The 12,877-nt window shown below is 50.0% G+C and carries 16 protein-coding genes, 1 tRNA gene and 2 pseudogenes; 7 read left to right on the top strand and 12 right to left on the bottom strand.

Going from position 1 to position 12,877, the window contains the following annotated elements; all coding sequences use genetic code 11:
* Positions 1-16 precede the first annotated feature (16 nt).
* The 7 genes and pseudogenes from O9H85_RS20355 to O9H85_RS20325 form a co-directional block, all read right to left on the bottom strand.
* Positions 17-616: a TetR/AcrR family transcriptional regulator gene (locus O9H85_RS20355; protein ID WP_269883254.1), complete on the bottom strand. Its 600-nt coding sequence runs from the start codon at positions 614-616 to the stop codon at positions 17-19.
* 10 nt (positions 617-626) lie between these two features.
* Positions 627-1,568 (bottom strand): annotated as a pseudogene (locus tag O9H85_RS20350) (SDR family NAD(P)-dependent oxidoreductase).
* 136 nt (positions 1,569-1,704) lie between these two features.
* Positions 1,705-2,919: a M24 family metallopeptidase gene (locus O9H85_RS20345; RefSeq protein WP_269883253.1), complete on the bottom strand. Its 1,215-nt coding sequence runs from the start codon at positions 2,917-2,919 to the stop codon at positions 1,705-1,707.
* Between the two features lie 17 nt (positions 2,920-2,936).
* A pseudogene (locus O9H85_RS20340) lies at positions 2,937-3,590 on the bottom strand (amino acid ABC transporter ATP-binding protein); the annotation flags it as partial.
* Positions 3,591-3,693: 103 nt separating this feature from the next.
* Positions 3,694-4,338, bottom strand: coding sequence for an amino acid ABC transporter permease (locus tag O9H85_RS20335; RefSeq protein WP_269883251.1), 645 nt, complete (start codon positions 4,336-4,338; stop codon positions 3,694-3,696).
* A gap of 27 nt (positions 4,339-4,365) precedes the next feature.
* Positions 4,366-5,223, bottom strand: coding sequence for a transporter substrate-binding domain-containing protein (locus O9H85_RS20330; RefSeq protein WP_269883250.1), 858 nt, complete (start codon positions 5,221-5,223; stop codon positions 4,366-4,368).
* Positions 5,224-5,283: 60 nt separating this feature from the next.
* Positions 5,284-5,865 carry a TetR/AcrR family transcriptional regulator gene (locus tag O9H85_RS20325; protein WP_269883321.1) on the bottom strand — a complete coding sequence of 194 codons (582 nt, stop codon included), beginning with the start codon at positions 5,863-5,865 and terminating at the stop codon, positions 5,284-5,286.
* A 618-nt stretch (positions 5,866-6,483) separates the two neighbouring features.
* Between O9H85_RS20325 and O9H85_RS20320 the strand changes: the two genes are divergently transcribed.
* Entirely contained in the window at positions 6,484-6,633 is a 150-nt protein-coding gene (locus O9H85_RS20320; RefSeq protein ID WP_269883249.1) for a hypothetical protein, read from the top strand.
* Here O9H85_RS20320 and O9H85_RS20315 read toward each other — a convergent pair.
* Both O9H85_RS20315 and O9H85_RS20310 read right to left on the bottom strand, forming a co-directional pair.
* Entirely contained in the window at positions 6,630-6,833 is a 204-nt protein-coding gene (locus tag O9H85_RS20315) for a cold-shock protein (RefSeq protein WP_269883248.1), read from the bottom strand. The genes O9H85_RS20320 and O9H85_RS20315 overlap by 4 nt on opposite strands.
* A 258-nt stretch (positions 6,834-7,091) precedes the next feature.
* Positions 7,092-7,168: transfer RNA gene (locus O9H85_RS20310), tRNA-Met, on the bottom strand.
* Positions 7,169-7,443: 275 nt separating this feature from the next.
* Here O9H85_RS20310 and O9H85_RS20305 point away from each other — a divergent pair.
* From O9H85_RS20305 to O9H85_RS20280, 6 genes are all read left to right on the top strand, one after another.
* Positions 7,444-7,713, top strand: coding sequence for an AbrB/MazE/SpoVT family DNA-binding domain-containing protein (locus tag O9H85_RS20305; protein ID WP_269883247.1), 270 nt, complete (start codon positions 7,444-7,446; stop codon positions 7,711-7,713).
* A gap of 24 nt (positions 7,714-7,737) precedes the next feature.
* Positions 7,738-8,046: a hypothetical protein gene (locus O9H85_RS20300; RefSeq protein ID WP_269883246.1), complete on the top strand. Its 309-nt coding sequence runs from the start codon at positions 7,738-7,740 to the stop codon at positions 8,044-8,046.
* A gap of 296 nt (positions 8,047-8,342) precedes the next feature.
* Positions 8,343-8,522, top strand: coding sequence for a cold-inducible protein YdjO-related protein (locus O9H85_RS20295; protein ID WP_269883245.1), 180 nt, complete (start codon positions 8,343-8,345; stop codon positions 8,520-8,522).
* A 28-nt stretch (positions 8,523-8,550) separates the two neighbouring features.
* On the top strand, positions 8,551-8,745 hold the full coding sequence (locus O9H85_RS20290) for a hypothetical protein (RefSeq protein WP_269883244.1): 195 nt from the start codon (positions 8,551-8,553) through the stop codon (positions 8,743-8,745).
* Between the two features lie 32 nt (positions 8,746-8,777).
* A complete protein-coding gene (locus O9H85_RS20285; protein ID WP_269883243.1) occupies positions 8,778-9,032 on the top strand; it encodes a hypothetical protein in 255 nt (84 codons plus the stop codon).
* Between the two features lie 4 nt (positions 9,033-9,036).
* The gene (locus O9H85_RS20280) at positions 9,037-9,531 is read left to right on the top strand and encodes a hypothetical protein (protein ID WP_269883242.1); all 495 of its coding nucleotides are present in this window, start codon (positions 9,037-9,039) and stop codon (positions 9,529-9,531) included.
* Positions 9,532-9,649: 118 nt separating this feature from the next.
* Here O9H85_RS20280 and O9H85_RS20275 read toward each other — a convergent pair whose 3' ends face one another.
* The 3 genes from O9H85_RS20275 to O9H85_RS20265 are packed head-to-tail and all read right to left on the bottom strand — an operon-like array spanning position 9,650 to position 12,465.
* Entirely contained in the window at positions 9,650-10,675 is a 1,026-nt protein-coding gene (locus O9H85_RS20275) for a glycoside hydrolase family 88/105 protein (protein WP_269883241.1), read from the bottom strand.
* 37 nt (positions 10,676-10,712) lie between these two features.
* Complete coding sequence (locus tag O9H85_RS20270; RefSeq protein ID WP_269883240.1) at positions 10,713-11,558, bottom strand: carbohydrate ABC transporter permease; 846 nt, start codon at positions 11,556-11,558, stop codon at positions 10,713-10,715.
* A gap of 1 nt (position 11,559) precedes the next feature.
* A complete protein-coding gene (locus tag O9H85_RS20265) occupies positions 11,560-12,465 on the bottom strand; it encodes a carbohydrate ABC transporter permease (RefSeq protein ID WP_269883239.1) in 906 nt (301 codons plus the stop codon).
* Positions 12,466-12,877: the final 412 nt, after the last annotated feature.

The raw sequence follows: 12,877 nt of genomic DNA, 5'->3' as shown, positions 1-12,877 counted from the left end.
ATGCAGTTAGCTTGGCTCATTTCGTTATCATCTTCATAATGGTATCGATCTCTTGAATCCAAGACCCTCGGGGGGGCGGAGTGTCCTGCAGCATAAGACCGGTGATAACCGAGAAATACAGGAACAACAACGTATGCGGGTCGCCTTCACAAAATTCGCCGATTTGTTGTCCCTTCAGGAATAGAGGAACAAATTGATTAATCGTTTCGCTCGGAGAATATTGTTCTATCATTTGCTTAGCCTGTTCCGGCACCTCATCCGAGGCGAACGCATGCTGGAGCAGCATAATGTATTGCTTATGACTCTCATCCAGCATGTTTTGGGTAAATGTTCTCATTTGTTCTCTGGGCGATCCGGGCAAATGATGAACATTCCTGATCGCAGTCTGAGAATTGTCTATCGCTTCCTGCACAAGAACGGTGAGGATCTCTTCCTTGGAACTGAAGTAGCGGTAGGACAACCCTTGGCTAATACCGGCTTCAGCCGCAATCATACTGATTTTGGTTCCGTCGATTCCTTTCTTGGCGAACACTTTAAGAGCCGCTCTCTTGATTTGCTCCTTGCGTTCATCGGGTTGTGCGTCCAATTGTGACTCTGTTGTTCGCTTCACTGCCATTCACTCTCCATCATTTCAAATCAGTCAAGACTTCCGTAATTATTGATCCCTTCTGCCTAATCTGCTCCTTGCTTACATCCCATAATCGCTTGGCCGCAGCCTCATCCCGAGCAGGCTCCGACGGAATTTCGACTTGCATATCCTTGTAATAGCCCCCAGCTGGAGACGTTCATTTCGTCCGAGTCCGCGAGCCAAACCAAGGTTTCGGCGCCTTTTTCGGGACTGCGGGAAAACCGTTTCATCACAGTCATGGTCAAACGGGCCAACCAACCGTTGTCTTGGTTAAAGTTCGTTGATACCAACCCAGGATCGAAGCAAGCCGCAGTGACCCTGGTTCCATCGAGCCGCCTCCCTAATTCAGCCGTGTACAAGATATTGGCGAGCTTGGTCTCGCCATAACGCTTAGTAGAGCCTCCCATGAGGCTGTTCGGAAAACGATAAAACTTTTCCGCACCAAGATCATGGAATCTGATTCCTTTCGCGGCAAATTTGTGGCCATGAGAAGCGGTGGTAATGACACATGCATTTCCGCTTTCCTTTAACCGGTCAAGCAGCAGTGTCGTGAGCAGGAAGGGAGCCAGATGGTTGACCGCCCAAGTCATCTCTATACCTTCTGCCGTAAATTGCCGGGTTACGAACATCGCCCCCGCATTGTTGATCAGAATGTCAAGCCGCGGCCATCTCTCCAGAATATCGGCGGCTGCACGACGTATGGATTGTTGCGAAGCCATGTCACACAGAAAGATGTCGACCTTGATGCGGTCCTCTGCAATATCCTTCAACCGAGCGGCTACCTCATTCGCTTTTGCCGGGTTACGGCGACGATGCCCAGATTTGCGCCTCTTCTCGCAAGCTCCTTGGCCGCGGCAAGACCAATGCCGCTTGTAGCACCGGTAATCACTACATACTTGCCTTTCACGGACCACTTCGTATGGATTTTCTCCATGATCATAGCCTCCCCAAAAATGAATGAACTATTCATTCATTTTTATGGTAATACATGACGGGAAGACCGTCAATACCCATTCGAAAATAAAAAGATAACCACTCCGCACAGGATCCGTGGTTATCTTTCAATTTTTTGTGCTTTACAGGGAAATAAGATCCCGGGACAGGCGGTTGAGCCGCTCGCAGCCGTCTTCCGTTACCAGAACCATATCTTCAATCATGATCGAGCCTACGCCGTAGCCATAATACGGCGTTTCCAAACAAATCACCATGCCCGGGCGGAAGACCGTGCTTTCTGCCGGGCTGAGGAATGGGGGCTCCTCGGCCGCCAGGCTCAAACCCGCGCTATGCCCCAAGTGGCCACGGTTATAATTCGGCAGTCCCGAACGGCGAATCAGGCTCATTACCTCGTCAAAGACCGACTGCATCGTTCTTCCCGGTTCAATCAGTTGCAGAATCCGGTCGTGCCCGGTTCTCAGGGCATTGTACACCCGTTCCACCGTACCGGAAGGAGTCCCCAGCACGAACGTTCGGGCGATGTCCGATCCGTAACCTTCCACATCCACGCCCACATCAAATTTAATCAAGTCGCCAGGCTCGCTTGGACGCGTATCGAACAGGTGCGCCGGTGCGAAGCTCGCTCCGACGGAAATCATATGGAATCGGGAGGTCGAGCCTTCCCTATTTTTCATAAGGGCCTGCAAGTAAGCATGGGCAATATCGGCCGCGGAGCTGCCGACCTGGATCCCGCGGACGGTTTCGGCAATGCCCGCTTCGGCATAAGCGCAGCTCTTGCGAAGCCGTTCGATCTCCCAAGGCGTCTTGATAGCACGCAGCTCTGTAAAGACAGGACTTGCTTCCAGCAGTTCCAAGCCTCCGGCCGCCTCGCGCAGCGCCGTTACGGAAGGATAACGCATCGTATTCAGCTCCACCGCGACTCTGCCCGCCGATATCCCATTTTCCTCCAGCACCTGACGTAGCATGCCGAACATCTCCTGCACTTGGTGAGCCGTCGGCCGTTTCCCTTGGAATTGGCCGCCCTTCAGCCCGAAGGGGTCGTCGACATCCACCCACGTCGGATAAGTTCTCACTTCGCAGCCGGGCAAATCCGCCGGAACGCCGGCCGCTTCGAACTCATTCATAATGATGACGGTTTTCCGGTCGGGATTGCGAAGCATGACAGCTAGCGCCACTTCGTTCATCCGCAAGGTATACATAAACGTGCTGGGATAACCGGACAGGTAATAGAAATTCTCACAGCTCGATGCCACCAAAGCATCAAGCTTCTCCCTTTCCATAATCTGCCTTGCCCTCGCGGCAATTTCCTTTAGATGCTCTTCCTTGATAGGTCCCACGACATCACCTCCTGCTGCTATTCTCCGATTTGCCTTAAAAATTTGCGGGCACGCTCCGTCTTGGGCTCTGCAAAAAACTGCTCGGGCACGCCCTCCTCTTGAATCTTTCCTTCGCTCATAAAGATGACCCGGTCGGCCACCTCTCTGGCAAACCTCATCTCGTGGGTGACGACAATCATTGTCTTCCCTTCCGTCGCCAGCTGCTTCATGACCGACAATACTTCCCCGGTCAGCTCCGGGTCGAGGGCCGACGTGGGCTCGTCGAACAGCATCACCTGCGGCTGCATGGCAAGAGACCTCGCAATGGCTACCCGCTGCTGCTGTCCTCCGGATAAACGGGAAGGATATTCATACTTCTTCTCCAGTAGGCCCACCTTGGACAGCAACTCTTCGCCAAGCTGAACGGCCTGCTCCTTGGGCATATTTTTCACAGCCATAGGAGCCATGATGACATTATCCAGTGCGGTCATGTGCGGGAACAAATTAAAGGATTGAAACACCATACCCGTTAAGGCGCGAATGTTACGGACCGCCTGCTTCTTGGCCTGCCCGTCCATCGAGGCTTCCAACACGGCATTGCCCACGCGAATCGTTCCCGCGCTCGGCTCCTCAAGTCCATTGAGGCAGCGCAGCAGCGTGCTTTTTCCGGAGCCGCTTGGGCCGACCAGAACCACGATTTCCTTAGGACGAATATGCAAATCGATATTTTGAAACACGACGAGCTCATGAAAGCTTTTACCTAGTTTGTTTACTTCGATCATATGACGCACGCCCTTAATAAGCCTTGGATAACTTTCGTTCGATGCGGTCTAAAATATTGGAAAAGATCATGCTCATCACCCAATACATAAGAGCTATCGCAATATAAAAAGGCATGGCTACGTAATACTGAGCCATCAGCAGCTGAGCCGAGCGGAGCAGCTCCGTTACCGTAACGACGGAGACGAGCGACGTTTCCTTCAGCATCCCGATAAACGTGTTGCCCATCGGAGGAATCGCGACCCGGGCCGCCTGCGGCAGCACGACCTTCCGCATCGTCTGCCAAGGCGTCAGGCCAAGCGACAAGGCGGCCTCCGTCTGCCCTTTGCTTACAGAAAGAATGGCGCCCCGGAACGTTTCCGATAAATAGGCGCCGATATTGATACTGAGCGAAATATAGGCCGCTGTAAGCGGCCCAAATTTGATTCCGTAATCGGGTAATCCGTAGTATACGATAAAGATCTGGACAAGGATCGGCGTTCCGCGAATGATCGAAACGTACCCTTGTGCCAGGCCCCGGAAAAGCCTGTTCCCCTTTAACCGGGCGATCGCCACGATCAATGCGATGAAGAAGCCGAACACCATCGAGACGAGCGTAATCTGTAAGGTATAGTAGGCACCCTTTAGCAGAAATGGGATGTTGTTTAAAACCAGATCCATCCGTTCATCCTCTCCGTTCCATACCCGTTAAATGTTCGGGTCCACCCCAAACCATTTTTGGAAAATGGTTTTGAACGTTCCGTCGGACTTCATATCCGCCAGCGCTTTGTTGATGGCATCCAGAAGCTCGGGATTGTTCTTGCGGATCGCGATGCCGGCCGAATCCTCTTTAATCGGCTGACCAACGGTTTTGATCTTGAAATTATTTTTTTCCACCAGCGGCTTAATCGCGAATACGTTGTTAATCGTCGCATCGATTCGGCCGACGTTCAAATCCGTCAAAGAAGTAATGACGTCATTGTAAGTTGCAATTTCAAAGTTCCCGACTTTCGGAAGAACCGTCTCCCGCAAATATTTTTCATCGTTCGTGCCGAGCCCTACGCCGACCTTCTTGCCCTTGAAATCGTCAATCGACTTAATCGTCGTATTATCGGCCTTCACGATGACATTGACGGCATTCTTGATATACGGCGTGGAGAAATCCATCGTCTTTTTGCGGTCGTCGGTAATCGTCACCTGGCTGACCAATGCGTCATATTTCTCTTTCTGGAGACCTTCGATTAAGCCGGAGAATTCACCGGTAATGAATTCCGCCTGCACGCCCAGACGCTTAGCGACTTCCTTGGCCACGTCCGCATCGAATCCGTCCACCTCATGCTTATCGTTCAAAAAGTTGTAAGGGGCATACGTGCCCATCAAGCCCACTTTGAGCTTTCCGGATTTCTTGATTTGTTCTAGCGAGTTGGCCGAGGCCGCCGTTCCGGGCGTTTTATTGCCTGTAGTGTCCGACGGCTGCGCCGTCTTTCCGCCGCAGCCCGCGAGCGCAATAACGATGGCGCTTAACAAGGTGACGGTTGTAAATAGTTTTTTTGATTTGGTCGACATGTATGAAACCTCCTGATGATCCGAATGTACTCGTTTTATCTTGATTCCATTTTTCCGTTATTATCCCAATAATCCGCAAATTTCAAACCTTGCCGTTTCTTCGGCTATTTGGTCCGGAGCGTAGCTCGATTGAAAATCGACGTCATGCATCGGTCCGAACAACCATTTGGACAGTACGCCTGTAATTAAGCTCACGAGAATGTTCACCCGAAGCGTGATATCCTTGAATTTTGGCAGCATCCCGAGCTCAATGGCACGCTCCACATTGCTCTTGAAGGCTTCCTCGAAGGCGATCCAGGTTTGCGATACCGCTTCTCTTACCGGCGGATCCGCGCCTTGGCCTTTGATCAGCAGCAGCGCCATTAAGTAACGGTTCCGATCCGCAAATTCAAACAAATCCGTCAGCAGCCGGGCCGACGAGCTCACCATATCTTCCACGCTGCCTGCGTGCTTGCGGTAGCCTTGCCCGATGACTTTGGCCAGCATCTCCTTGCCGCTATGGATCAACTCCAGAGTCAGCTGCTCTTTACTTTCAAAGTACCAGTAGAAGGTGCCCTGAGATACGCCAGCCGCCTTGACCACATCGGAGATTTTCGTATTGTGATACCCCTTCTTAGCAAACAACTCGAGCGCGCAGCTCATCAGCTGCTGTCGGCGGTCCTGTTCTTGTTCCTGTCCCGTTACGGGTGCAATCACCATCCGCCCCTTTCCATTAACTGACGAGTCAGTTAACGTAAATTCCGATGCGTTTACTATATTTTAAAACAACCACACTGTCAAGCCAAAAAAAAAATCAAATCCCCGCTGCGTTGTTTCATCATTAGACATGTACATAGCGACAGAAATAAGGCTGGTTGAAGCTTCCGCCCGCAGCGGAGAAGCTTCAACCAGCCCTTTCCGTAATAAACTCTCTACCCTGGAGCCGCTACGTCAGCAGCAGCAGAGCCGCGTTGGTGCCTGTGGAAACACCCGTACGAGGATAAATTCGACCTGACGTTTGAATTTCAGCGTGCAGTTGAAGTCTTGCAAAGGTAGTCAAAGCTGCTATTTTCAGCCGCTCATTGAGAACCGTGTTTTTCATGGCATCAAAGAGAAAGAAGGCAAGGGGCCTTTCAAAATTAAAATCCGTTGGTGGACTCCGACCTGCGGGTGTCCGTCATCGACAACGGCATGGTTGTATTAGAGGTCTGAAGCTTCTTCGGCATTCTCTTGCTCTGAAGACTTCTCTTTAAGAGTTACGGGGAGGGAGTTGGAGTAAAAATGAATAATATCGCAATGGTCTCGAAAATAGCTCTTTTCTCGGAATCGGTTGTATTGATCTGGACACCACTTCTTTCTGATTTTAATTCCATTCAATCAATTGAAAAGCTGCCCCATTACGTTGGAGCAGCTTGGCTGACTGTATCTTAATAAATTTTCGTGACGTTCTCAGCCTGAGGTCCTCGGTTACCTTGGGTCACATTAAATTGAACGCGTTGGCCTTCGTCCAACGATTTGTAACCTTCTCCCTCGATCGCGCTGAAGTGCACGAATACGTCGCCTCCGCCTTCAACCTCGATAAAACCAAAACCTTTCTCTGCGTTAAACCATTTAACCGTACCTGTTTGCATTGTAATTCCTCCAAAATTAGAATTGTAACATGTTCATTTTCTGTAAAATAAAAAAATTCACACATTGAAAAAAGTTCCATTAAAAAATGAATACCCTTTTCAATATGCGAATTGGAATCAATTTCCATTACTTACATAATCTTAACATAATCATCCAAATAAGCAAAAGCATCTCATCTTCTTAATAAATAAAGCACCCGGGATTAAGACCTTGAGTCCGATGCAGCGTGCTGGAACTTCGAGATTTACTTTGTAAGTTGGTTGCGGGGGCAGGATTTGAACCTGCGGCCTTCGGGTTATGAGCCCGACGAGCTACCGGGCTGCTCCACCCCGCGACATTACACAACAACAAGCACTTCTTCAACCAGAACCTTAGTATGCACTATAAATTCATAAAACACAAGTCGCATCTCAAAAACGTTTGCTCCGGAAAGCATTTTATGGGCTGCCGCCCAGTCCGGTTTAGTGGAATGCAACCATTAGGTCCGTTGAAAAAGAGTATACACATTCTATAAAGCGGGTTATAATTACAAAAGTAAAGAAAGTAAAGAATGTAATTATTTCTTTGTTTTTCAGAAAAGCAATAAAAATAAAAGAAGGGTGAATTCCGTTGGAAATTGCAAAAATCAGCAGCAAAGGGCAAGTCACCATTCCAAAAAGCATTCGTGAATTACTGGAAGTGGATGCGGGGGACCGGATCCTTTTTATTGAAGAAAACGGACGGGCCTATATAACCAAGGCCAGCTTGGCTGCATTAAATGATTATCAGCAAGCTATGTCAAAGGGCGCCAGGATTCAGGGCATTTCAAGCCAGGAATTTGAAGAAAAACAGGAAACCCGTCAAGAGGATTCTTGGGCCGTACCCAGACCGCCGAAATAGAAGATTAACGAAGGGAAGATGTACATGAAGGTGGAACTATGGTTTACGACTCAAGGAAAACAAGCGATCAATGAATTTGAGAACCACGAACTCATTGAATCTTTCTCCAGGCATATGAAGACACTAATGAAGAAGTATATGGTGGTCACCTCTGTGCCTCTTGACGATAATCAGGATATCGCTTCGGCCGGTGTTCTAAACGTTCAGCTGGAGACCAAATCCGTGGAAGTGGATATGTTTTTCCGTGAGCTCGACAGGGATATGAAAAACCCGCTGAACAAACGCTTTGACGGGAAGCTAGGCAATATTTTCAAAGCTAAAGTGGTCTCCTGATCTTAAGTCTGAATTGACCAGCCGATCGGCAAGCCATCAAGAAATCAGTCACTTCAGGAGCTCCTATCCCTAAAGTGACTATAATTCAATCGATCCCCTTCCCTCAGTCAGAAGAACATTGCTATCCTACAAGATCAGTGTTATAATGAGATATTGATGGAAATAAACAGTCAAATCACACATTATAAAATGTATCGCGGAGTAGAGGGATACATTTTATAATGTGTGATTTTTTTTACCTCCGTAGGTCAGGGGTAAGCTGAACTGTTGCCAAAGCTAAGTCAGGAGGTGATTGTATGTACTTTACCAAAAGATCGAAAGAGCCGACCCCGGTAGCCCATACCTCCGTCTGGATGTGCTGCGAAGAAGCGTGCTCCGGATGGATGAGAGAGGATTATTCCTTTGCTAAGAAACCGACCTGCCCCTTATGCAGTTCCATGATGGAGAAGAAAATGAAAATGATCCCTGTTCTTTAAAAAACAAAAAAAGTTGAGGCGATCAGCATTGTTTACACAAAACCAGCGGCTTGAGAATCAAGTGGATTTTGACAACGCCATGTTTATGGAAGTCCCGGTTTCCGTGTGGCGAGGACATCAATATGTCGATTTCGGGGGCTGTATTCAAGAGCATGATCCGGAAGCCGTGATTATCGCAGGCGATTATTTTCTCAAGAGCGAATTTGAGTTTAAGGTACGATAACGCGGCCTCGAATTACAAGCTGGAGGTGTCAAATGGTCGTATACAATTACAACGAAATTCCAGAAGAACTTCTGGTTGATCACTCGTATACCTTGCGAGAAATCAGGCTGTTTTTGTCGATAAACAAAGACAGTATTTTCCTTCACAAAGATATTAACGCGCTGGATGGCGAATCTAAACATCGAGTGACTGTCGTTTCCAAGGATGAATATTATATTCATCAGCATGTCGACCGTTCTTATCTTATTCCCTATGCAAAGAAGGTCATTTATTATTTGAAGGGATGATGTAGTGGAGAATATTACGCTTGAAAAAATGCTTTCTATTGAGCGCCAATGTGTAAATGCTCAAGATGCGGTCATTATTCGATTGCTTATCGAAGGAATAGAGATTAACGAGCTGGTTTATTTAACGAACGATTCTCTCGATTTGATCAACCGTTTGCTTACCATAGCAGATCACTCCGGCCGGACAATAAGAACCATTGTGCTCAGCAAAAGATGCGTTGAACTTTTTCGGAGCGCATCCGACCAAACGATCTATATCTTGGATAATGGCTACAGTCCCATTAAACAATCTTCCGTTAATTTAAGGGATAGCGACTCTTTGATTAAGATCAGCTTCCAGGATTACATGGCTAATGAAAGCATGATCACCGAGATGGATTCCGTTATTTTGAGAGCCATCTATAGAAGACTTAAACGACTGGCTGAAATCTTTTCATTCCCGGAATTAGTACAATTAACAACCGGCAAGCTCAATTTTAAATCCATGTCATATGCTTAATCGGGGTGGTGAAAGCTTGAAGGGAACGATCTGATTCAGAGCCAGGGAATGTTTTTCTGGCTCTGTTTATTTTTACCACCTCTCTCAGCTCAGCTCCAACTGTGAATACGGTACCCGCTTACCATTCCTGGCGCGCCAGCAGCGAGGACAGGAACGTCAGGGCAAGGCCTTGGCCCCAGCCTTGCACTCTTTTGTAAGGGACTCCCTTGTAGCCTTCGATGTCCCGCATGACCGCCGTGCCCGCAGACACGCCCGTCACTGCGCCTTCTTCCGTGATTCGGGCCAAAATGCCTTGAACGGAACGGTTCACGTATTTATTGTACATTTTGCCGCTGGAGATGAGCGCCGTCGCTATGCCCGCCGAGCCCGACGTTTCCAGGTAGGAGGCAGGGTCCGTCAATACCGTATGCCACAGGCCGCTCTCCGACTGCAGCCGGACGAGTGCGCTGAGCTGATCCCGCAAAGAGCCTTCGATGATCATAAACGACGGATGCGTCACATGGATAAGGCGAAGCGCCCTCGCCATCGTGATCGCCGCCCACGCATTGCCGCGGGCCCAGTAAATGCCGGACATGTGATTTTGCTCAAGATGGTCCCAGCCATGGTAATACAGATTCGTTACCGGATCCTGCAGAAACTCCTCGTGCCCGTGATACTGCTTGATGCCGTCCTCCAGGTAGTCCTGCCTGTCCAGCATCGAGCCGATCCGGACAAGGAAGTACCCTGCCATAAACATCGTATCGACCCAAGCCTGCTGCGGGAAGTTATACGACTCCGAATTGACCGTATGCTGGAAAATGCCGTCCGCGAACCGCACCGCTTCGTTCTTCAGGAAATCCGCCATTTGCACCGCGAACTCCATGTACTTCTCATCGCCTGTGGCCTTGTATAGGCTGAGCAGCGAGTATCCGATGGACACTCCATTCACGGTCAGCTTCGGCAGGCCGTCCTCCAACTGCTCGTCGACCCATGCCTTCAGCAGTTCCATGTACTCGTCCTTGCCCGTAGCCTCATAGGCCTCGGTTACGCCATAAAAAGCGACGCCTCCCGGCCAATCCCAGTTGAAGTCCATTTGGAACGTGCGGCGGACCACCCGGTCGATCGCTTGGCGAATTTCATTCTCGTCATAAATCAGCGCTGGCATATCGATAGCTCCTTCTTCTGATCGATGCATCGCAGGGTCAGCCTTTCAGTCCGCTGGTGCTGATGCCTTCGACGATATATTTTTGGAATAGAAAGAAAACAACCACAATCGGAACGAGCGAGAGCGTCGACATCGCCAGCAGTCCGCCCCAGTTATTGAGCGATTCCGCATCCAGGAACAGCTTGAGCGCGAGCGATACCGGATAGAACGCCGGCTTGTTCAAGTACAGCAGCGGTTGGAAGAAATCATCCCACCGCCAATAGAACGAGAAGATCGTGGAAGTGACGAGCGCCGGCACGATCAGCGGAAGTATGATGCGGAAGAAGATGGCGTATTTGCTGCACCCGTCCATCTTGGCCGCTTCGTCGAGCTCCGGCGGAATCGTCCGGATAAACTGCATGATCAGGAAAATAAAGAACGGCATCCCGAAGAAAGCGGGTACGATGATCGGTTTGAACGACGACAGCCAGCCCAGCTTGGCGAACATGACATACTGGGAGATGACCGTCACGTCGCTCGGCAGCATCAGGGTCATCATGACGCAGCCGAACCAGAAGCTTTTGCCCCGGAACGAAATCCGGGCAAGTCCGTAGGCCACGAGCGCAGAAGATGCGACGGCACCGATGGTGGCGAGGACGGAGATGATTAACGAATTTTTGAAAAAGACGGCAAAGCTGTTTCCGCCGAAGCCCTTCCACCCGCTGGCATAGTTGGAGAACTCGAGACGGCTCGGGATCAGGCTGTACGCGTTCGCGAAGATTTCCTGGTTCGGCTTCAGGGAGCTGGCCGCCAGCCACAGAAGCGGGTATATCATGAGCAGCGCGAGTCCGCCGACGATCAGATGGTACAGGAACGACTTGGTACGATTCGTATAGACCGGCATGTTACTTCTCTCCCTTCGACTCGTAATGCACCCAGAACGATGCCGATTTGAAAATCAGCAGCGTGATGACGCCGATGATTACCAGCATGATCCAGGCCATCGCGGAAGCGTAGCCCATCTCGAAGAATTGGAACGCCCTGCGGTACAGGTACAGCGAATACAGCAGCGTATTGTCGAGCGGTCCGCCCTCGCCCCGGGAAATGATGTAGGCCGGCGTAAACGTAAGAAAGGCCGAAATCGTCTGCAGTATCAAGTTGAACAGAATGATCGGGCTGAGCAGCGGCAGTGTAATCCGGAAGAACCGGTAGAATACGTTGGCGCCGTCTACTTGAGCCGCTTCGTAATAAGAGTGCGGAATATTTTTGAGACCCGCAAGGAAAATCAGCATGGATGATCCGAACTGCCAGACGGACAGCGCAATCAGCGTCCAGAGAGCAGTCGAGGGGCTGCCGATCCACGAGGTCGTACTTTGGATGCCGATCAGCCCCAGGAGCGAGTTCAGCACGCCTTTGTCCCCGAAGATTTGCGTCCACATGATGGAGACGGCGACGCTGCCTCCGATGAGCGACGGCAAATAGTAGGCGGATCGGTACACCCCGATGCCCCGAATCGCGGTATTCAGCAGCATCGCCACGAGCAGCGCGAAGCTGAGCCGAAGCGGGACGCTGGCGAAGACGTAGACGAAGGTGACGCGGAGCGACTTCCATATTTTATCGTCATCCGTGAAGATCTTCTGATAGTTCTGCACGCCCACCCAAGTAGGCGCTTCCATTAAGTTGTACGTGGTGAACGAATAGTAGAGCGATGACAGAATCGGATACAGCGTAAAGATGAGAAAACCGAGAATGAACGGAGCTGTGAACACGTAACCGACGATGTTGTCGTTTTCCCTCAGCTTCAGCTTCATATGCTTCAACCCCTTGCGTGGAATAGGCGTAGTATGGAGCATGATCAAGCGCCTTTATAACCTTCATTATAGGGAAACGCACGGAAAGGCTGAATGCAAAATTCCGGTCTTTTTGTTTAAAAAACCGACTCGTGAGAGGGGAGGACCATGTCATCGCCTGCCGCGTAAAGGGGGAAATGGCAGCTGGGCATTTAGAGGAAGCGAAGTTCACTACTAGGGAACGCAGGTTCAGTAAACGCGGGACTTTGCCGATTTCCTGCCGGTAACGAACCTGTGTTCAGTACTAGTGAATATTTGTTCGTTACAATGTGCCAATAGCTGACTTTCACCGCTGTAATAAACCTCCGAGCACTTTAGCGGTCGCGAAGTTCACTACTAGGGAACGCAGGTTCAGTAAACGCGGGACTATACC

Source organism: Paenibacillus gyeongsangnamensis (assembly GCF_027533625.1).
Lineage (GTDB): Bacteria > Bacillota > Bacilli > Paenibacillales > NBRC-103111 > Paenibacillus_G > Paenibacillus_G gyeongsangnamensis.
This window is presented reverse-complemented; position numbering and strand designations above follow the sequence as displayed.